Origin of the sequence: Streptomyces sp. CA-146814, assembly GCF_050942385.1 — a bacterium.
Taxonomy (GTDB): Bacteria; Actinomycetota; Actinomycetes; order Streptomycetales; family Streptomycetaceae; genus Streptomyces.
The window spans coordinates 1,694,207-1,712,615 of record NZ_CP192068.1 but is presented as its reverse complement, the minus strand read 5'-3'; the positions used below and the strand labels follow the sequence as shown (position 1 = coordinate 1,712,615).

General features: G+C 66.0%; 20 protein-coding genes. 12 read left to right on the top strand and 8 right to left on the bottom strand.

Annotated features, from left to right (window positions below; genetic code table 11):
• Nucleotides 1–2: 2 nt before the first annotated feature.
• From ACQP09_RS07610 to ACQP09_RS07595, 4 genes are read right to left on the bottom strand one after another with little or no spacing between them, the layout of a single operon-like run.
• Nucleotides 3–914 carry a glycosyltransferase family 2 protein gene (locus ACQP09_RS07610; protein ID WP_433396974.1) on the bottom strand — a complete coding sequence of 304 codons (912 nt, stop codon included), beginning with the start codon at nt 912–914 and terminating at the stop codon, nt 3–5.
• On the bottom strand, nt 908–2,143 hold the full coding sequence (locus tag ACQP09_RS07605) for a hypothetical protein (RefSeq protein WP_433396972.1): 1,236 nt from the start codon (nt 2,141–2,143) through the stop codon (nt 908–910). Before ACQP09_RS07605 ends, ACQP09_RS07610 begins: the two co-directional genes overlap by 7 nt.
• Nucleotides 2,140–2,844, bottom strand: coding sequence for a hypothetical protein (locus tag ACQP09_RS07600; protein WP_433396970.1), 705 nt, complete (start codon nt 2,842–2,844; stop codon nt 2,140–2,142). The genes ACQP09_RS07605 and ACQP09_RS07600 overlap by 4 nt, the downstream gene beginning before the upstream one ends.
• Nucleotides 2,841–3,998, bottom strand: a complete 1,158-nt coding sequence (locus ACQP09_RS07595; RefSeq protein WP_433396968.1) for a glycosyltransferase family 1 protein — start codon at nt 3,996–3,998, stop codon at nt 2,841–2,843. The genes ACQP09_RS07600 and ACQP09_RS07595 overlap by 4 nt, the downstream gene beginning before the upstream one ends.
• Nucleotides 3,999–4,147: 149 nt before the next feature.
• Here ACQP09_RS07595 and ACQP09_RS07590 point away from each other — a divergent pair, with 149 nt between their 5' ends.
• Together ACQP09_RS07590 and ACQP09_RS07585 are read left to right on the top strand one after the other, a co-directional pair.
• Nucleotides 4,148–5,122: a helix-turn-helix domain-containing protein gene (locus ACQP09_RS07590; protein ID WP_433396966.1), complete on the top strand. Its 975-nt coding sequence runs from the start codon at nt 4,148–4,150 to the stop codon at nt 5,120–5,122.
• Between the two features lie 5 nt (nt 5,123–5,127).
• Nucleotides 5,128–5,688, top strand: a complete 561-nt coding sequence (locus ACQP09_RS07585) for a peptide deformylase (RefSeq protein WP_433406514.1) — start codon at nt 5,128–5,130, stop codon at nt 5,686–5,688.
• A 487-nt stretch (nt 5,689–6,175) separates the two neighbouring features.
• Here ACQP09_RS07585 and ACQP09_RS07580 read toward each other — a convergent pair whose 3' ends face one another.
• Nucleotides 6,176–7,075 (bottom strand): hypothetical protein, encoded by a 900-nt coding sequence (locus tag ACQP09_RS07580; protein ID WP_433396965.1) that lies wholly within the window; start codon nt 7,073–7,075, stop codon nt 6,176–6,178.
• A 947-nt stretch (nt 7,076–8,022) separates the two neighbouring features.
• Between ACQP09_RS07580 and ACQP09_RS07575 the strand changes: the two genes are divergently transcribed.
• Complete coding sequence (locus ACQP09_RS07575) at nt 8,023–9,645, top strand: DUF6119 family protein (protein ID WP_433396963.1); 1,623 nt, start codon at nt 8,023–8,025, stop codon at nt 9,643–9,645.
• Nucleotides 9,646–9,842: 197 nt separating this feature from the next.
• On the opposite strand, the gene ACQP09_RS07570 is transcribed toward ACQP09_RS07575, so the two are convergent.
• Both ACQP09_RS07570 and ACQP09_RS07565 read right to left on the bottom strand, forming a co-directional pair.
• Nucleotides 9,843–10,544: an HAD family hydrolase gene (locus tag ACQP09_RS07570; RefSeq protein ID WP_433396961.1), complete on the bottom strand. Its 702-nt coding sequence runs from the start codon at nt 10,542–10,544 to the stop codon at nt 9,843–9,845.
• A complete protein-coding gene (locus tag ACQP09_RS07565) occupies nt 10,534–11,400 on the bottom strand; it encodes a GntR family transcriptional regulator (protein WP_397730315.1) in 867 nt (288 codons plus the stop codon). Before ACQP09_RS07565 ends, ACQP09_RS07570 begins: the two co-directional genes overlap by 11 nt.
• 490 nt (nt 11,401–11,890) lie before the next feature.
• Here ACQP09_RS07565 and ACQP09_RS07560 point away from each other — a divergent pair, with 490 nt between their 5' ends.
• The 9 genes from ACQP09_RS07560 (at nt 11,891) to ACQP09_RS07520 (ending at nt 17,294) form a co-directional block, all read left to right on the top strand.
• On the top strand, nt 11,891–12,163 hold the full coding sequence (locus ACQP09_RS07560) for a DUF6284 family protein (RefSeq protein ID WP_397730317.1): 273 nt from the start codon (nt 11,891–11,893) through the stop codon (nt 12,161–12,163).
• A complete protein-coding gene (locus ACQP09_RS07555) occupies nt 12,163–12,591 on the top strand; it encodes a hypothetical protein (protein WP_433396958.1) in 429 nt (142 codons plus the stop codon). The genes ACQP09_RS07560 and ACQP09_RS07555 overlap by 1 nt, the downstream gene beginning before the upstream one ends.
• On the top strand, nt 12,588–13,430 hold the full coding sequence (locus ACQP09_RS07550; protein ID WP_433396956.1) for a DUF2637 domain-containing protein: 843 nt from the start codon (nt 12,588–12,590) through the stop codon (nt 13,428–13,430). The genes ACQP09_RS07555 and ACQP09_RS07550 overlap by 4 nt, the downstream gene beginning before the upstream one ends.
• On the top strand, nt 13,430–13,747 hold the full coding sequence (locus tag ACQP09_RS07545) for an RRQRL motif-containing zinc-binding protein (protein ID WP_433396954.1): 318 nt from the start codon (nt 13,430–13,432) through the stop codon (nt 13,745–13,747). The genes ACQP09_RS07550 and ACQP09_RS07545 overlap by 1 nt, the downstream gene beginning before the upstream one ends.
• Nucleotides 13,748–13,758: 11 nt before the next feature.
• Nucleotides 13,759–14,139, top strand: coding sequence for a DUF6251 family protein (locus ACQP09_RS07540; RefSeq protein WP_397730325.1), 381 nt, complete (start codon nt 13,759–13,761; stop codon nt 14,137–14,139).
• Nucleotides 14,140–14,214: 75 nt separating this feature from the next.
• Nucleotides 14,215–14,538: a hypothetical protein gene (locus tag ACQP09_RS07535; RefSeq protein ID WP_397730327.1), complete on the top strand. Its 324-nt coding sequence runs from the start codon at nt 14,215–14,217 to the stop codon at nt 14,536–14,538.
• 85 nt (nt 14,539–14,623) lie between these two features.
• The gene (locus ACQP09_RS07530; RefSeq protein WP_433396952.1) at nt 14,624–16,702 is read left to right on the top strand and encodes a cell division protein FtsK; all 2,079 of its coding nucleotides are present in this window, start codon (nt 14,624–14,626) and stop codon (nt 16,700–16,702) included.
• Nucleotides 16,703–16,854: 152 nt separating this feature from the next.
• Nucleotides 16,855–17,115, top strand: coding sequence for a hypothetical protein (locus tag ACQP09_RS07525; protein WP_433396951.1), 261 nt, complete (start codon nt 16,855–16,857; stop codon nt 17,113–17,115).
• Nucleotides 17,106–17,294 carry a hypothetical protein gene (locus tag ACQP09_RS07520; protein WP_433396949.1) on the top strand — a complete coding sequence of 63 codons (189 nt, stop codon included), beginning with the start codon at nt 17,106–17,108 and terminating at the stop codon, nt 17,292–17,294. The genes ACQP09_RS07525 and ACQP09_RS07520 overlap by 10 nt, the downstream gene beginning before the upstream one ends.
• Here the strand turns inward: ACQP09_RS07520 and ACQP09_RS07515 are convergent.
• On the bottom strand, nt 17,291–18,307 hold the full coding sequence (locus tag ACQP09_RS07515) for an HNH endonuclease (RefSeq protein ID WP_433396947.1): 1,017 nt from the start codon (nt 18,305–18,307) through the stop codon (nt 17,291–17,293). The genes ACQP09_RS07520 and ACQP09_RS07515 overlap by 4 nt on opposite strands.
• Between the last annotated feature and the right edge of the window lie 102 nt (nt 18,308–18,409).

Below are 18,409 nucleotides of genomic sequence, written 5' to 3'. Positions count from 1 at the left end.
CCTCAATCCTTCCGCGAGGAGCCGTGCGTGGGAGCTTCCATTGTCTCGAATCCTGGTTGGTGCACGACGGGCGGTCGCCACGTCGTGAAGATGCTGCGAGCCTCGTCGGACCAGTTGTACGGCAGACGGTCAAGGCTTACCCGGCGGAAGGCGAATCGCTGATCGCTCGTGTTGATCACTCCGCCATGCTGGTCGACGTGCGACAGAAGCCGGCCGGCCTCGTCGCGTACGGCCGGGGTCTGTTCCTGCCATGTGCCGGTCGAGAAGTGCTGCACTCGGCGACGGAGGTCGTCGAGGACGCCCGAACGCCACTTGAAGTGGTGAACCGCGCAGATACGATCGACGTCCGGACGCAGTCCGGGGGCTCTGTGGTTGCCACTCGACACGGTGACATCGTGGCGAGCGAGCACGATTTTGCGTGGGTCTCCGTGCAGGAGCCGGTGGGTGAGATGCCCGCCGAACGGATAGGCCGTGTCCAGTTCGCCGTGAGGCCTCCAGTCGGTGAGGCGCCCACTCGCGGCAATCCGGTCGAGCATCAATCCGCCCACCACTCGACGGCCTGAGTCCTCGGCTTGAGCGATCACCTCATGCAGCGGGACCGCGTACTGCTGGAACTCGTCGGTGTCGGCGAGCAGATGCCAGCCCGAGCCGGCCTGATGCCGCAGTGCGTCACGGAGCAGGGTGTTGGTGTGCTCGTGCCATGGGCCCAAGCTGGTGCCCATGGGAACGATGCCCAGCTCGCGGCCGGCGGCCTGGATCTCGCGCTGCTGCTGGACAGACACATGCTCGGGAAAGTGGAAGGCGATCAGGAACCGCTCGACGCCCAACGATCGGTAATGGCGGACCCAGGCGGCCAGCAGTGGGGGTTCGACAGGGCCGACAACTGCGATCAGTGCAGGAGGGGTGCTCAGCATCGGCGGTCCTTCGTACGCAGTGAGGCGAAGGTGAGGGCGAGGAAGTCGGCCTGCCCGGCGGCCGACCACATCCCCAACAAGCGGGGCACCTCCGGCCCGGGCCGCGCGGGCGGTCGCCGGATGACTTCGTGCAGAGCCTCGACCAGGGCGTCCGGGGTGCTGTCGGTGAAGGTCAGAGCCCAGGGCCTGCCGCTGAGGCGAGCGGCGAGATCGGGGTCATGGTCGGAGACAACCAAGGGGACGCCGAGACGGGCGGCATCCATCACGAGCCCGGACTCCTTGCCGATGCCGGCGTGGCGAGCGACCAGGGTGGCGTCGGCGGCGGCATAGACCAGCCGTAGTACCGCTTCGCTGACCGGCCCGGGCACGTAGTGAAGGCGTACGTTCGACAGGCCACGCCATCGGACGAGCACGGCTTCGTCGAGCGGGGTGCCGGTGACCACCAGGTGCAGCGGCCGCTTCAGCCGAGTCAGGGCGGCGTCGACGACGCCGATGTCCTTGTACGGCCACCAGCCGCCGATCAGGGACACTGCGGCTTCGCCGGTGGGAATGTCGAAGGCAGTACGGCCGCCGACGCGTTCAGCGTCGGTGAGGCGCCGACCGTCGTCGACTGCGCAGGCCCGAACCACCATGGGCAGACCCGGGAAGGCAGCCATAAGCTGATCACCTACAGCCTGGGTCGGGCAGACCGCTACTGTCTGCCTCTCGCCCCGCCGGGCGAGCTGGCCGAGAAACCGCACGGCGGCATCCTCAGTGGTTACTTGTTCGTGGACGAACCGCAGGTGCGGCAGTCCACCGAGGAGTGCGGCGGCGCCGTGCAGGCCCTCGCTCGCGCTGAGGATCACCACCGCTTCAGCGTCGGGCTCCAGTCGACGGGCGGTCCGTAAGGCCGACGCTTCCGCAAGGCACCGAGCGATGAGAGTGAGCTGATGCGGGAACCTCCGCAGGAAGCCCGGCCAGCGGCGCGAGCGGAAGGCCCGCAGGCCAGCGCAGGAAAGCCCGGCCGCAAGCTGTGAGGCTGCCAGTAGTGCGGCTGCGGGGTGTCTGGCCGGTGAGGTCACCAACTGGGCGTCTGCCTCGCGCAACGCCGCCACCGTGTCGAGGGCGACCCCGCGCGGGGCAATGACCAGGCTGCCCGGCCGCGCCTGAGCGAGGCCTACCAGCGTGCGCTGGTGGTGCCCGCCCAGGCGGTCGGCGTACGGCTCGATCAGTACGAGGGGGCCGGTCACCCTGCCACCGCCTGGTCCCCGTGAGCGGCGGCAAACCGAGCCCGCAGCCACGTGGGGTCGTTCAGGTGGTCGAACTGTCCGGAGGTGCGCGCGAACTCCCGTGCGAAGGCGACGCCTTCGCGAGCCCCGGCGGCGGCGTACGGGGCGAACTCGCCGTTGCGGCTGTTGGCCCACGCCTCCACCCGCTGGCGGGAGCCGTCGTCGGCCATGCCGTACTCGCTGCCGCGAGCAAGCATCGCGCACTCTCGGAAACTGGCCTTCCAGGCGTGGAAGGGGCTCTGGTTGAACCTTGTGATCCCAGCGATCTGCTGGGCGAACTCGATCCGGCCCGGCAGGGCGGCGAGCACGTCCACGGCCTGGCCCATCTCTCGCAGAGCGCTGCGGCGGATGAGCTTGAGCCCGCCGTATCCGTACGCCAGGCCGTTGACCGGGTTGATCGCCTGCCACACGCGCATGGAAACCCCCTCGTCCAGCGGTTCGACTGCAGCCACATCGAAGTCGGCGGCAATGGCGAAGTCCCCGTCGGCCAGGAAAAACTGTTCGCGGTCCACGACCTCGGCGCACAGCCGGTAGGCCCTGCGCATTCCGTGCACCCCGTGCAGCCGTTTGACGGAACCGCCAAGGGTCCGCTGCAGCCGCGAGTACAGAGCGTCGGCCATGGGCTCGTCGTACGACAGGAGAACGGCGTCGAAGTTCGTCACGACAGAGCCTCCAAGTAGCGCGCCGCGACCAGCGCGGGCGTGAAATCAGCGGTGGAGGCGTAAGCACGTTTGGCGTGCAGGGAGTGGAACTCGTCGTCGGCGGCGAGGCGCTCGGCGAGGCCGACGGCTTCAGCCGCCGTGGTGAAGCAGAGATCAGGATCGATGTGCTCGGCGAACCAGCCCAGTCGGGGCGCGATGACCGGCAGTCCCATAGCCTGGCAGTCGATCACGCTCATCGACCAAGGACAGCCGGGGCGGAACGGGGCGATCCCGAAGCGGGCACCGGCCATGAGGTTCTTGTAGCGGAGCCGGTCACCTCGGTCGGACACGAGCTGCACGTGCGGCAAGACGGCGAGCTGGTCGCGCATTCGTTCAGGGCTGTCGTCCAGGCTCTTCCGCCCCGCCCGACGTGGCCCGAAGAGATCCATGACCCACAGCCGGACCGTGCCGGATGCGGCGAGTTGCCGTGCGAGATCCACGAACTGCTCAGTGCCGTAGTGCGCGTACAGCCGGTGGTTGTAGACACCGATCGAACCAGCGCTGTATTCGGGCTTGGTATGGGCCGGGTCTCGGACGAGCCGCTCGTCCCGGGGAGCGGGTACGACGCGCAGCTTGTCATCGAGATTCACCGTCATCCGCGCGGCAGCGGCGGACACCCAGGACGCGGCCACGCCCGAGTGGACCAGCACCCGGTCGCAAGCGGCCAGCCCGGCGGCGAACGCCAGCAGCACGGGCCTGCCCATTCCGGCGTCGTTCATGGCGGGGTCGAGCAGAAGCTGCCCCTCAGCAGTGAACGAGAACGGAAGGTAGTGGCAGTAGCCGACCAGCAGCGCGTTCGATCCGGCCTCCATCAGGGCGATACGTAGTGCGGCAGCCTCCTCGATCTGGTTCGCCACCACCACGTCCGGCCGCTCTTCCCGGATCAGTTCCGTCAACTCGTCGAGGTCGGAAGAGAAACGCGCCCGGTACTTCGTTTCCGGCACTCCGGTCAGGTAGAAGCCGCAACGCTCGTCCCCGACTGCCGCCGGCGCGGCTACTGTCACGCTCGCTCCGGCGTCCACGAAGGCAGGGGCGAGGAGGTCCGCGAAGATCCATCCTGAATCAGCGGACAGACGATCAGGGTTGGAGATGTTGAGCAGGTACAAGATGTGCATTGAGCTTCGCCTTCCGCAGATGCCCGGACTGGTCGATCCGGGGGTGATGAGGGAAGGAAACCGGTGACGTGGGCCGTGACGGGATGATGAACTGTGATCACTCACGGTTCATTCATGCTCACTGACCATCACGCGGGGCGGGACGTTCGATGGACGCGCAAGACGAAGAGACCACCGTCGACCAGGCGGCCGAGGACTTCGCGGCGGAAGTGGCACGCTGGCGCGAGATGCGCGGCATGTCCAAACGGGCTCTGGCCATGGCGATGGGCTTCGACCCGTCCTACGTCAGCCACGTGGAGTCGGGCCGCCACAAGCCCAGCGAGGACTTCGCCCGGCTGGCCGACGAAGCGCTGAACGCGGGGAAGTCGATCTGGCGACGATGGCTCACCTACGAGAAGGCGCGGGTACGTACCAGCCTCACGCCATCAACTCTGTCGGCTCCCCACCGTCCCGAGCAGCCGTACGCAACTGATTCAGCTCTCGTCGTCCAACACGACGCCGCCTCCCTCCAGTACGACGGCCGCTCCTATCGACTCACCATGCGCCGATTACTGCGCAACACCGGCACCGAGCCGGTGACCCGCTATCTGATCCGTATCTCCGTCGATCGTTACCCCGGCGACCCCGAGCAATCCAACGCCCACTACCGAGCACACCCTCTGACCTGGGATGAACTCGATCTCACCGCCACCTGTCGAGGCGAGAAGATGCGGTGGCAGGCGAAGCACGATCGCGACGCCTTCAAGGAAGTCTGGCTGCTCTTCGACAACGAACACGGTCGTTTTCCTCTCTATCCGGGCGAATCCGTCTGGATCGAGTACACCTACACCGTGGGCCATGAGAAATGGGGCAACTGGTTCCAGCGGGCCGTGCGTCTGCCCACCGAGCAGCTCGAAGTCCAACTGGTCTTCCCGGCCGCTCTCGACCCCGTCGTCTGGGGCACCGAGACATCCATGACCGCCGAAGCCTCGCCGTTGCGTACCTCGCCCATCCGCGGTGACGCCGGTGAACAGCGGACGTTCACGTGGATCACGACTGCACCCGCGCTGCATGCTCGGTACCGTCTGGAATGGCGGTTCCGGGCACAGCCCGAACCCGATTCGGACCAAGGAGAGTTCAGGTGACGGACATGCGGCCAAGCCAGCGGATGCGAGACCTCGGAGTTGTCCAACAGGGTGCCGCCATCCTCACCGAACAGGCCCGCGCGTTCGACCTGCCTGCCGAACGGGACGAAGCGGAAAGGGTCGTAGACGAGTTGTTCGCCGCCATGGACCGCATCGGCCAGGTGCACCCCTTCGCCAAGGGCATGGGCCTAGCGGCCCCACAAATCGGCATCAGCCGAGCCGTCGCCGTCGTCCAGCCGCCCGGTGACGCGCCCTCAATCGTCCTGCTAAACCCCCGGATCACTGAGAGCTGCGACGAGACAGATGAGCAATACGAGGGCTGCCTGAGCTTCTTCGACGTACGGGGCCTAGTGCCCCGCCCCATGACGATCACCGTCGAAACCACGGCCCAGTCCGGCGAGACCGTGACCACTGCGTATGAACGCGGCCTCGCCCGCCTCATCCATCACGAGATCGATCACCTCGGCGGGCTGCTTTACACCGCGCGTATGAACGCGGGAGTCACCCCCATTCCCGTGGAGCAGTACCGGCAGACCGGGCAGGCATGGGCCTACAAACGCTCGTGATCTCCGGCGCTGCTCTGAGCAGAGGCCGATGCGTTCGTACGGTCTCTGCGAACCCACGGGCCCGACCGGATCAGGATGAGGAGATACAAGTGACCAGTTCCGTTCCTTGGCAGGTGCGCTTGTCCGCAGGCACGGAAGCGGTTCAGGAAAAACTCCTTGGTAAAGCTCTGTCCTTCTAGGGTGACATCCGGGACGCATAGCGGACCGTGGCCTTCCGCCGGATGCGAGGCGCGAGAGGCTCCTCGCATCCGGCAGAGCCAACCTCACCATTCCTATGGCTCACTGGAAGGTAACTCGCGTTGCGGCTCCGTTACGCTGGCCGTGTGCAACGAGGCGGCGAGGATTCGACAGACCTCAACTCGTTGCTGTTGATCACAGCCGTCGAGAAGTCGTTCCAGGCGGCGAAGCACGGAAAGGTCCCGTATGTAGCGTGCGACGACCCCCAGAGCTATGCACACCGGTACAGTGAAGGCCATTTCAGAGAGAGTCACGACCTGTAGCCCTTCCTGATGGACTCCGCGAGGCGCTGCGCGTTGCGGCCGTACAAACATGATCCGTGGCGATTCAAGATCACTGTCCAATCGCCTAGGTGAGCAGAGTGTCGAGAGGCCAGCTTGATCGCGTTCGCACGAGGTACGGCATCAGCGAATCCATGGGCCAAGAGGGTTGCACAGAGCGATTCCACGGTGACACCGCAGCACCACTCAATCACCAGATCGCCTGCGTGGTGGGTGTAGCAGTTGGCGAATCCGTGCGGTGTGGCAGTCCTGTTGATCAAATCCGGGCAACGCAGCATTCGGCTGAACAACAAGTCGCGTACCTGTAGGTCGTCGATTGCTCTTGAGTCTGTCCAGCCCTTGGCCTCCTGCCGTTCGTTGCGAGAGGGGCCATCAGGAAATTTCTTCCACAGAAGAACCTCGCTGTCGCGGGCGGTTGGCAGACGGAAGGCGCCACGATCGTCGCGCGTCACAGTGACCTGCGCCGAGCTGGCAGCGTCATGGAGAATCAGCTGATTTTGATTACCTCGCACGCGCAGCCCGGGCACACCGCGAAGCCCGCCGTAAAGATGGTCAAACCGTGGGAGAAGCTCGCGGAGAACCTCGTCCGCCATTTCTGATTCCAGGGTCAGCTTCACGCCCTGAGCCTCTGGCTCCGCTTTTCGAATACCAAAGAGAGCGCCGTTGAGCTGGTGATCCTGAAAGCTGCTGGCCAACACGTGGGCCATGTGGGCTTCCAGACGACGCTGTCGTGGGTCAGGGGAGTCTTCGATCGATGGCCCGAAATAGACATCAGCTTGTTGTGCCAGCCTGGAAGCAGTTGAGAGCGTCAGCTGTGTCTGATTTCGGATTCTCTTGGCCAAACGGTTGGCATTACGCGACCTGGACATACCTAGCCCCTTCCACTTGCCGCCCGGCGACGACAGGAGAGACAGTTCGGATGTCCTGATACGTGTTGACTGCCAACTGCGGGTGACTCTCAAGAGCCCGTTGCTCGCTCCGGCGCCGGGACCGGTTGTGTAGCGAGACACGCTGCCGCAGCAGCGCTGGAAGCAGGCTACATCAACATCACTCCGCCAGGAGGTCAAGAACTCCTGGCGGAAGGCACCGGACTTTTCGGGAGGCAGCAGCACGGCAGTGGGCCGCCAGCTCCAAGAGAAACTGGCGGCCCACGGTGTGCTCACTCGGGTGCGGGTGACTGGGGCCCGCAGAGAGATTTAGATGTCGAAGAACTGATGCTGCCTCTCCGACACCTCGGACTCTCGCCCAGGCGACATCGATGACCTGCGGGGGAGTGGTGGGTATTGGTCATCGCTGGCCGCCATTGGTTGACCCCTGACGGCCCGGGGGCGGCCCAGGTCCTCAGTCACGGTAGTCATAGAGGCGGTCACGCCGCGCCGACATGCTTGAGGGCGACCCGCGCTTACGGCCGGAGCCCCTCCCGGGGGCGTTACGGCCCGGCTCGCCCATGACTGCCTGTAGGCTGACTGCCCCTTGCCCTAGGCGGCCAACACGCTTCCCAACTGTCCGCGCGGCCGTACGGAGGCGTTCGCTTAGGTTGCCGGGGCAGGTCACGTGAGGTGCACGTACGTCGGTGAACGGTGGCGGCCGTCGGCGTACTGGACAAAGACCAGGACAACGAAGCATGCCGAGCAGTATGTGATGACACCTAGTCGGCGCAACGCCGCCGTGCCCTCGCACGCTGGACGTCTGGCCAGCGGCCCGAGGTAGAAAATATGTTCGATTATAGCGCTATATCCATGTACTTCCCAGTGAACACTATCGCCCTTATCGTGAGGGTCAGGGTCACGCACGTGGGCTACGTGTAGGGGGATTTATGAAGCTGACGGTGCATCTCGCTCGGGAAGACGTTGCCGATTTCTCTGAACTCATCAGGCCTGTCTATATCGAGAGTCTGGGACTCGAAAAGCTAGACCCTGCCGACTCTCTCGGATTTCCCGTGCAGGCTTACATCCAACAGGACAAACCGACTCAACCTAAATGGCTCGGGTTCCTGAAGCCTCATTTTGACGTTTCTGGCATATCGAATACGTCAACTTCATTCGTCCTCTTGGTCAAGGTGGCCGGGCGAATATTTGCACTCACGTTTGGTATGTCAGGTTACAGCGCATTGGACCCTGCAAGGTTGGAAAAAGGGTTCGGATTGCGAGTTTCCGCGAACTCGGTGGATGAAAATGACCTGATCACCGTGGATACGCGCAACCTTGATGCGGTAACCCGCCAACAGCGTACCCATCTGAGTACCGGTAGTAGAATCTCGGAATTCTCCATTCCTCTTGAGCAGGATTGGGTGCGTCGAATTCAAGGGAAGACCGACAAGCTTTCCTATGTCAGCAGCATCGCCGGAGCGGACTCGCTTCAGGTCAACCTCTCCGTCTCCTTGGATCGGCTTCCTGAGGTTCTCACTGAACTGCTAGAGCGGTACGAGGCAACGGATTATAAGAAGGGCTTCCCGTTCCTGGACTACTTCCAACCCCTCAGTGTGGGATCTGAAATAGTTTCCACCCTTGATGAAATGCTGCTTGAGCGCGTGCAAGAGCGAAAGGAGGATAAGGTATCTCTGGCCATGCCGCAAATAATCGATGATGAGCAAGTCAATCACTTCGAGATTTCTGCCCGACGGAAAGTAGTTGAACTTGACGAAGTTACTTTGAGCGGCGCATACAGATTCCTTGATGAGTATTACACGGGTGAAGACCCTCTAGGTGATACCAAGATTGTCCCCATTGCGGATTCAGGCCAGGCGTCAGGGAAAAAGCGTACCCTGCGCGATTGGGTGGTCTGCGAGTTGGAGCACTCGGGAAAGACTTACGTGCTTTCCCTCGGGGATTGGTATGAGGTAAATAGGGATTACGTGACATCGGTTAACGATGCCATCCGCAAGATCCCTGACATGACGGATGATTTCAACTTCGAGGAATGGGACCCGAAGGAGAAAGAAGGTGACTATAATGAACGGGTAGCAAAGAAGCGGAAGTGGGTTCTGCTGGACAAGGATAATTACTACATTGGGGGGCCTTCGCAGAAGATTGAGATTTGCGATCTGCTGAGCGAGGATATACACCTAATCTGTGTAAAGCAGCAATCGAGTTCGGCCACCCTATCTCACTTGTTTAGTCAAGGCAGCGTCTCGGCGGAACTCTACAGAGGCGAACAGGACTACAAAGATCGCATCTATCGGGATGCCTCCGAATACTGGAAGAAAAACATAGATGAGCCCGCTGGCGGTCCTGTCATCGTTTATGCGATAGCTAACGACCGTTCAGGGGATCTCGCGGACACTCTTTTCTTCTTCAGTAAAATTAGCCTTCTCTTCAATGCGCGAATAGTGCAGCGGCTAGGGCTGGGTGTGGCTTTGGCACGCATCCCAATGCCTGAAGGGTCACTTCGTCGTAAGAAGAGGAAGCCCCGCAAGGCGTCGGCTTCCCGGCCAAGCTAGAATGAGATATCAAAGTCGGAGGGCCGGTACTGAATTCAGTACCGGCCCTCTGCTCTGCTGCTTAGCTGTCAGGATAGGTGCCCGCGACCTCTTCGCCTGCACGGAGCTTCGGGCTGGTTAGCTTTTTCCTCTGCTGGTTAAATGGTGCATCGGCTGCCCATCTCCGGTCGAGTGCGTTCGGCCCCCGAGCGCGAGGGTCAACGCGCAACGGGCGGCATCAGAAGAGCCTCAGCGACTGTGGCCATGGTCGTGACGATTGCCCCGGCTCCAGCCGCAGCAAGACTTGCCTCTTTGCCTGGCTTGTTGGCGAAGCCGATCGTCATGGAGCCAGCTCGGGTGGCCGCCTCGATGTCCGTAGTGGAATCACCGATCAGAGTGCACGTGCTCGCTTTGACCCCAAGTTCTTTAGCGGCCCTTTCAAGAGAGTACGGCGAGGGTTTCATGAGGTCAGGTCGGCTCGGGTATCGCCCGATCACTTGGTCAACGAATCGATCGAGGTTGTGAAGCGCCAGGAACTCCCGCACGGACGCCGCTGAGTTGTTGCTGACGATTGCGACCTGTCGGCCGGACGTATGGGCCGCATTAAGGGATTCCACAGCACCCGGAACGGGCATGCCCGCCGCTTTGACGGCCGTGACCTCTGCTGCTGTGAGGGACTCCTCGATTCGGCACACGGCTTTCTCGCCGGCATGCGGCGCCAATCGCAGCACTTCCATCGGGTCGTCCGTTTCGAGGGCCCGCTTGCCAGTAGTCGCGTCGATCCGGGCGAGGATGGCAGCTAGCTCTCGCGCGACCCCGGGGGCGGGGCACCCGGCGAACACGTCGCAGACAGGCCCGTCGAAGTCGAAGAGCACTCCGCTGGTAGCGGCGACGGTCGCCGCCAGGTTCTCAGGCACCATAGGGATCGAAGTCCCTTCCAATGGTGGTCCAGACGCTCTCGAACCAGAGTCGGGCCTGTTCGACTTGCTGTGCGCCGCTGGTCGCGTCTCCTTCATTGGTGGAGTAGTGGAACAGTGCGGCGTCCGCGCCTACCAGGTCGTAGATGTCGATAGCTTCCCCTCCGGCGGACACTTTGTTCGGGCGGATGGGGTAGTACCCGAAGAACGCGTCTCCCTGGTTGATGACGTAGAGCTTGAAGAACTGCGTTCCGCTGTGAACCCGCACGCTGACCGTGGCTTCTTGGACCAATCCGAGGTGCTGGAGCTCCCCGACGGCGTTGGCGATGCTTCGGGTGAAGCCGACCATCATGTCGTGCATGCGGGCTCGGAGGCGGGGGTCGTCGGCGCCATCCCCCCGACGCACCGGGGCGGCCTGGGGCACGGTCATGTCCGGCACCAGGATGCGGATGTTGATGCTGGTCGGCGTTAGCCGGCCGACCCGGATCTTGTCGATGGGTTCCTGCAGGGCTCCATGCAGCGTCTCACTGGAGAAGCCAGCGAAGTCGATTGAGACGTTCGGGCTTGCGAAAGCTTGCTCGACGTAGGGCCGGAGACCGGCCGGCCGTTCGGTCCGGTTCCGGACGTACACGCCACTTCCCTTGCGGGAGACGACCAGTCCCTCATCCTCCAGGTCCCGCAGAGCGCGCTGAATCGTCGCCCGGGCGAACCCGAACAGCTCGGTGAGGTTCTTGTGCGACGGCAGCTTGTCGCCTGGGGCGAGCCTCCTCGTCCGAATGGCTGCGGCAAGGCTGCTCGCGACCTGCTCGTAGGGCGGACGGCTGTCGTCCGGGTCCAGCGGTTCGGGCGTGAAAGTCATGCCTCGATGTTACGCCCCAAAGCGGCGATCGGAGCAGCCAAGCTAGCCAGATGTTGACATGGCTAGTCATGCTGGTTACGTTGGGAACAGCTCAGCCGGGCTAGCCAAGCTGTTCAGGTCCGGGGGGCTGGGCCCTTCTTTGGGCTGCTCTAGCTGGTTCGGGATTGCTCGTCTGAAGGTGGCTTCGGCCGCACGCTGCGTGGCCCTGAGCTGGTCGTTCCTTGAGAACTGAACAGCGTGCCAAGGATTCGCCGCCTCTCCTGTGCCACAAGTAGGCGGCAGCGCGGGGCACAGTCCCGCGCGCTAAGCCACTCCGCAGCGCCCATGACTGCTGCGGTCGGTTGCCTCCTCCGCCCGTCCAGTCCGCTTCGCGCGGTGCTGTACGGGCGGGGCTGAGGGGAGCCGGTTCCTGGTTCCAACGGCGAGAACCCCCGGAGCAGCAACTCCGGGGGTTCGTGTTGAGCCGTTCCTTCCTGAGAGGAACAGACCCATGAAGAGCATCGCAGCACTTCAGGCGGCCGTTACGGCCGCCGCCCCGTTCGACGGTGAGCCGTCGGACGCCGAGCTGGACGCGATCGACCAGGAGATGCCCGCCATCCTCGCGGACGTCGTCCTGCTGGACGCGCAGATCATGACCATCGACCGCACGCCGACCGAGCTGGATGAGCGGCGTATCCGTAGGGCGCGGCGGCGGGTGCTGGCGGCTCGTCGGGAGCTGGCGAACCGGTCGGCCGACGTGAGCCTGTCGGGGGGTGCTGCCTGATGGGTGGTCGCTTCGATCTCACCGCGTACGACCGCAGCGTGATCGTCGCTGCCCGGCAGGCGCTGGCGGATGCACGGGTGATGCCCCTGCTGGATGCGTCCGCCATGGCCCGGATGATCGGTCGCCTTGAGGTGACCGTGGAACGTCTGGTCGAGATGGTCGACGCGCCGCCCGCCGGGACTGCGGTGCGGTGCCCGGCCGCGCACCCGGAGGACTCGACGCCGTGCGAGGGGCCGGTCGTCGTGACCGTCGTCGATGCGGAGAACGCGGGTGCCGACGGGTGCGAGCACCATGCCGCCCGCATGCTGGCCTCGATCAGCGGCGCTCGCCCGGTCCCCAAGCCCGACGCCCCCGCCGGGGTGGCCGTACGGATCTTCCGCACCGCCCACCACGCTCGCCCCTTCCCGTGGCGGGGGGAGCAGTCATGAACCGCTTGGGCAAGGGTCTGCTGGTCGCCGCTCTGGTCGGTGTGGTCGGGATGGCGTTCCGGGTGTCCTGGAACGCGCTGCGGGACGTCGCCACCGCCACCGGCGCCGACTCCACGGCCGCGATGCTCTATCCGTTCGTCGTCGATGGACTGATGGCGCTCGCTCTGGTCGCCACGCTGGTCCTGACCGGTGATGCCCGCCGTTTCGCACTGCGGGTGCTGGCCGCCTACACCCTGGCCTCGCTCGTCCTGAACTACGTCCACGGTCTCGTCCCGCAGTTGCATGACGAGGTGGTCGACTGGGGTCGCCTGGCCGACTGGGCCCCTGCCAACTGGGCGTTGGTGCTGCTGGCCACGTCGCTGCCGGTTGGGTCGATCTACTTCGGCTCCGACCTCGTCGCCAAGGTGCTCCACCACCAGCTGATCGAGCCTCCGGCCGATTCCACGAATCAGGAGGAATCGACCGAGACCACCGTAAAACGGTCGACGGCTGACCTGGACGTATCGACCCCCGCCCCGATCACCCCGGCCCCGGTACCTGCGGCGCTGGAAGCCCAGGTAGTGGTCGACCTGGTGAAGCCGACCGATCGGGCCCCGGTCGGTGCGGTGGCCGCCGAGTCGACCCGCCCGCGTCGGGCGACCGGCCGCGTCCCCGATGCCGCCCGATCGAGTCGACCGACCCGCACCGCCGAACAGCTCCTGATCGAGGCCCGTACGGCTACAGCCGATTGGCCGGTGAAGGAGCTGACGGCCGAGGGCATCCGGCGGGCCGTGCGGACGTCGCCCGCCAGGGCGCGCGATCTGCGCGAGACCCTGCGCGCCGAACGCACCGCAGCCTGATGGCCGACGTCTACCGGTGGCGTCTCGCCCCCGATGGTCTGGCCACCCGCCGTCAGCTCCGAGCGCTGGGGCTGCGACCGGGTGGTCAGGACGTCGTCGCCGAAGTCCACCGCCCCCGCCGGCGCAAAGCCCCGCTGGTCGCCTACCTCTACCGCGTCGACCGGGCCAAACCCGTACGCCCCATGACCCCGGCCCGCGCCGCTGCTCTGGCTGCGGCGATGCGGGCCCGGCGCACCTGCCCCAACTGCCGCGTCGACGCCGGGTATTGCATCCCACGTTCGCTCGGCATGTGCGTGCCCTGCCACGACTCCCCTTGAGAGGTCACCGCATGGAACCCCACCTGCCCGCCCCCCGTCCGCCGGCCGTCGTGCACCTTCCGGACGGTACCCCCGCCTACACCGATCACCTCCCCACCACCTGCCAGCCCACCAACGCGGTGCCGCAGGTCGTCCACGTTCACCAGGCTCCGCCGGACCGCACGGTGCAGCGCCTCGCGCTCGGCTCCGGCATGGGCGCCGGGGCGGTGGCCGCCGGGGTCTACTTCGGCCCGCTCCTCGTCGGTGCTCTCACCGCGATCGCCGCGAACCTGGCGATCCTCACGTTCCTCGCCGTCGCCCTGACCTGGGGCGTGGTCACGGTCGTGAAGTCGGTCGGCGGCTCGGACGGCAAGGCCGCCGCCTCTTCGCTGCGTAGGGGCCGCCGTCGCTGACGGCCCTCCGTCCGTCCGGTCTCGTACCGGGCGGGTGGAGGGCCGGACAGACCGGCCCGCCCGAGGAGGTTCACCGTGCACAGCTACACCCGAGCCGAGTCCCGCGAGCGCAACAAGCTGTTCCGCAAGGGCTTCAAGCAGGCCCTGGCCGACTGCGTCGACGCCAAGGTCACGGCCCGCATCCACGCCATCGACGCCGTGGCCGCCGAGCGCGGCCAGCGGGAGCTGAACGCGCTGCACGAGGTGCAGGCCACCGCCCGGCAGAATCTTGCCGCCGCGAAGGCCGCCGAGCGCACCGCCCCCCGCGCCGACAGGGCCGCCGCCCGCGAGGCCCGCAAGCAGGCCGAGCAGCGCGTCCGCCTCGCTGAGCGGGCCGTTCACAAGGCCGAGCGCGACTGAGCGGGGGCGGCCGGACCCGGCCAAGGAAGCCGGCCACCCCCCTTTCCCCCGGGTCCCGAACCATCGAGCAGGAGGAAGTACCAGCATGACGGACACCGCCGCCCCGGCCGCGCATCTGCGGCCGGTCCCCGACCTGGACGACGACCACGAAACGACCGTGCCGGTCGCGGTCGACAACCCCGCGCTGCCCGAGCCGAAGGTGAGCGTGGAGAAGCGCAAGCCGGTGCTTGCCGGTTGGCTGACCGACCGGCGTGACTTCACCGCCACTGCCCGCCACGCGGGGGCGAACGCCGGGTACAGCGCTCTGTTCCACGGCGTGCGGCTCCCGGTGTACGCCGGGCGTCTCGCGCTGATGTCGCCGCGGGGAGCCTGCCGGTTCATCGCCACCACCAACCGGTGGGTCTGGGACCGCGAAGCCGCCCCCCTGCGCGCCGCCGCCGTCCGCGCCGAAGACGTCGAGGAGTACATGCGGCTGTCCCGGCTGCGGGCCGGACGGGTGCGGCTGCGCGGCCTGGTCACTCTGGTCGCGGCCGTGTTCGGCGTCGGCTTCGCCCTGTGGCTTTACGTCATGGCCCCCGCGCTGATGTACGCGTTCGCGGCCGGCGGGGTGCTGCTTCTCGGCATGGCCGGCCAGCAGCCCGACGCCCCGGTCATCGGCCCGGCGGTGCTGAAGACGGAGGTGCAGAAGCTCACCGGGTCGATCGTGCTGCGCGGTCTCGACTCCATCGGGAACGCGAAGATCTCCGCCGCGATCAAGAAGGGCGGTGAGATGAACGGGCTGCGCTTCACCAGTGAGATCGTGCGTGACGGCCCCGGCTACCGTGCCGACCTCGATCTCCCGTACGGGGTGACGCCGGAGGACATCATGGAGGCGCGCAAGCCGTTGGCGTCCGGGCTGCGCCGCAAGGTCGGCTGCGTCTGGCCCTCACCCGACCCCACCGAGCACGAAGGACGCCTGGTCCTGTGGGTCGGGGACAAGCCGATGAACGAGACCACCAAGCCCGCCTGGCCTCTCCTCAAGACGGGGCAGGTGGATCTGTTCCGGCCGGTGGTGTTCGGCAACGACCAGCGCATGCGCGACGTGTCCGTCACGCTCATGTTCGCCGCCGTCGTCGTCGGCTCGATCCCCCGCATGGGCAAGACGTTCCTGATGAGGCTGTTCCTCCTCATCGCCGCACTCGACCCGCGCGCCGAGCTGCACGCGTTCGACTTCAAGGGCACCGGCGACTTCGGCGCCCTGGAACCCGTCTGCCACCGCTACCGGGCAGGCGAGGAGAACGACGACATCGAATACGTGCTGCACGCTCTGCGGGAGCTGAAGGAGGAGCTGCGCCGCCGGGCGAAGGTCATCAAGTCCCTGCCGCGCTCCCGCTGCCCGGAATCCAAGGTCACCCCCGAACTGGCCAGCGACAAGAGCCTGGGGCTGCACCCGATCGTCGCGGGGTTCGACGAGTGCCAGGTGCCCTTCGAGCACGAGGAGCACGGCAAGGAGATCGAAGCCATCTGCACCGACCTCGTCAAGCGCGGGCCCGCACTCGGCATCGTGACCTTGTTCGGGACGCAGCGCCCGGACGCGAAGTCGCTGCCCACCGGGATCAGCGCCAACGCGGTGCTGCGGTTCTGCCTCAAGGTCATGGGCCAGCCCGCCAACGACATGGTGCTCGGCACGTCGATGTACAAGGCCGGGTACCGGGCCACGATGTTCTCCCGCTCGGACCGGGGCATCTGCTGGATGGCCGGTGAAGGCGACGACCCGCGCATCGTGGCGTCCGCGTTCGTGGACGCGGTGGCCGCCGAGCAGATCGCCGCCCGCGCCCGGCAGGTCCGCGAGGAGTACGGCAACGTCACCGGCCACGCCATCGGCGCCGGCCCTGAGAAGTCCGGGCAGTCCGATGTGCTGGCCGACGTCCTCGCGGTCATCGCCCCCGACGAGAAAGCCGTCTGGTGCGAGCGCCTGGCCGCTCGGCTGGCCGCGGCGCAGCCGGAGGTCTACGGCGGGTGGAAGGGCGAGAACGTGACCGCCGCCCTCAAGCCCCACGGCATCAAGGCCGGGCAGGTCTGGGGACAGACCGACACCGGCGAGGGCAAGAACCGGCGCGGCATCGACCGCGCCGACATCACCACCGCCATCACCCACCGTAACCAGAACAAGATGGTCGCCTGACCCCAGCGGCGCTGCTAGACCTAGCACCCCCGGCTGCTAGGTCTAGCACCCTCGCTAGCACCCCGCACCCGCCCTGGGCTGCGACCTAGCGTCTAGCAGCCCACCTGCGGAAACACCCGGAAACCCGCCTGATGAAGGGATGTGAGCCCCTCGTGGCGCTCGCTAGCCTCCTCGCTCTGCTCGCCATCGCTGGTTACGCAGTGTTGTGCGCGGTGAAGCCGTTCGCCCCGTGCCGGATGTGCTCCGGCACCGGCGTCCGCACCCGCCGCCGCACCGTGACCCTCTGCCGCCGCTGCCACGGCGACCGCGCCCGACTCCGCATCGGACGCCGGCTCCTCAACAACAGCCGCACCATCCACGCGCACGGCACCCGCCCCCACGTCACCGACCGGAAGGCCACCCCATGGCAGTGACCCTCTCCCTCGTCGCCCTCTTCGGACTCGTCCTCTTCTTCCTGCTGCGCTCCCGCAGCCTCACCCCGGGGGCCGCGTTCACCGCTGCCGGGTTCGGGTTCTTCCTCGCCTCCACCGGAGCCGCCGGACCCATCAACGAGATGGCCGCGGCCATCGTCGACGCCATCCCGCCTCTCTAGGACACAGGCTGCGGGGCCCGGCTGGCGGGCACGGTCACGAGCGCGGTCCAGTGCTGGCGCCAGTGGGCAGCCAGCCACACCTCGTGCTCAGGCCGCAGGCTGACCAGGGGAGCCCTGCCGTGCAGCTCTGCGTACATCGGGTAGCCCAGGAGTTCGTCGTCGACCTCGATGCACCCGGTGCCGGGGTTGACGCCGATCTGGCCGCGGTCGAAGAGGCTATGGACGTCGTTGCGCAGGAGCAGGCCGCCCCATTCGTGGTGCTCTTCCTCGTCGGCATAGCTGTACAGATGTGCCGCCTGAAGAGCCCCAGCCGGCGCGGGCCCGGTGAACGCGCACACCTGGCCGTAGTCGTCCAGCAGCTGCTGCCGGAAGGGCCCCTGTCCCACGCGAGCGCGGACCTTCGAGATGCGGTGCCCGCCCGCGATCTTCCTCCGCTCCCTGCCGCCTGCCGGGTTCCCGCGGTCGCCCTCCCTCTCGTCATCGTCCAAGCCCAGGTCGCTGAAGTCGACTCCGTCCAGCGCGAGGAGGGCATCGCGCAACTTCTCCCAGCGGGCGGGACGCATGCTCAGCTGGGAGTCGGGCGAGTCACACAAGGCCCGCAACTGCTTGCCGTCAAGCAGGCCCCGGCCATCCATCCATACCTCGCCGTGGCGCGACCGGTACGTGACCACACGCTTCTGCTTGCTGCCGGGTTCCTCGAACATGGCGGGGCACTTGTTGCAGCGCCACGTCGGCTTCAGCCGCTTGCGCCGCTTGAAGTCGGCCTTCTTGCACTCCGGGCAGAAGTAGAGCGTCTTGATCTCGCTCCCGGTCTCGATCCCGGAAATCACTCCGAGGCCGAGCAGCTGCTTCTTGTCCCACAGCGCGATCACGTCCCCCACAGCGATACGCGCGTGATTGGGGACCGTGTCGTCCCAGCTGTAGTGCTGCGACGGGTCGTCGTCATACCCGTCATTGCCCCCGTGCTGCCGGTCCTCATCGCCCACAGCCAGCACCAGCCATGCCGTCGTCACTGCGCCCCCTTCACGTGCCAATGAGCCGGGGCAGCCGCCCATCTCGCAAAAGAACGCGGCTGCCCCACACCCCCAGCCCACTCAACAGAACTGGAGAACACC

Bases quoted from the DNA above. Each gene is read 5' to 3' on its own strand.
- ACQP09_RS07590 (WP_433396966.1), top strand. From the start codon at position 4,148: ATGGACGCGCAAGACGAAGAGACCACCGTCGACCAGGCGGCCGAGGAC.
- ACQP09_RS07565 (WP_397730315.1), bottom strand. From the start codon at position 11,400: ATGACTTTCACGCCCGAACCGCTGGACCCGGACGACAGCCGTCCGCCC.
- ACQP09_RS07520 (WP_433396949.1), top strand. From the start codon at position 17,106: ATGGCAGTGACCCTCTCCCTCGTCGCCCTCTTCGGACTCGTCCTCTTC.
- ACQP09_RS07580 (WP_433396965.1), bottom strand. From the start codon at position 7,075: ATGTCCAGGTCGCGTAATGCCAACCGTTTGGCCAAGAGAATCCGAAAT.
- ACQP09_RS07530 (WP_433396952.1), top strand. From the start codon at position 14,624: ATGACGGACACCGCCGCCCCGGCCGCGCATCTGCGGCCGGTCCCCGAC.
- ACQP09_RS07575 (WP_433396963.1), top strand. From the start codon at position 8,023: ATGAAGCTGACGGTGCATCTCGCTCGGGAAGACGTTGCCGATTTCTCT.
- ACQP09_RS07540 (WP_397730325.1), top strand. From the start codon at position 13,759: ATGGAACCCCACCTGCCCGCCCCCCGTCCGCCGGCCGTCGTGCACCTT.
- ACQP09_RS07550 (WP_433396956.1), top strand. From the start codon at position 12,588: ATGAACCGCTTGGGCAAGGGTCTGCTGGTCGCCGCTCTGGTCGGTGTG.
- ACQP09_RS07560 (WP_397730317.1), top strand. From the start codon at position 11,891: ATGAAGAGCATCGCAGCACTTCAGGCGGCCGTTACGGCCGCCGCCCCG.
- ACQP09_RS07610 (WP_433396974.1), bottom strand. From the start codon at position 914: ATGCTGAGCACCCCTCCTGCACTGATCGCAGTTGTCGGCCCTGTCGAA.
- ACQP09_RS07585 (WP_433406514.1), top strand. From the start codon at position 5,128: ATGCGGCCAAGCCAGCGGATGCGAGACCTCGGAGTTGTCCAACAGGGT.
- ACQP09_RS07570 (WP_433396961.1), bottom strand. From the start codon at position 10,544: ATGGTGCCTGAGAACCTGGCGGCGACCGTCGCCGCTACCAGCGGAGTG.
- ACQP09_RS07555 (WP_433396958.1), top strand. From the start codon at position 12,163: ATGGGTGGTCGCTTCGATCTCACCGCGTACGACCGCAGCGTGATCGTC.
- ACQP09_RS07545 (WP_433396954.1), top strand. From the start codon at position 13,430: ATGGCCGACGTCTACCGGTGGCGTCTCGCCCCCGATGGTCTGGCCACC.
- ACQP09_RS07595 (WP_433396968.1), bottom strand. From the start codon at position 3,998: ATGCACATCTTGTACCTGCTCAACATCTCCAACCCTGATCGTCTGTCC.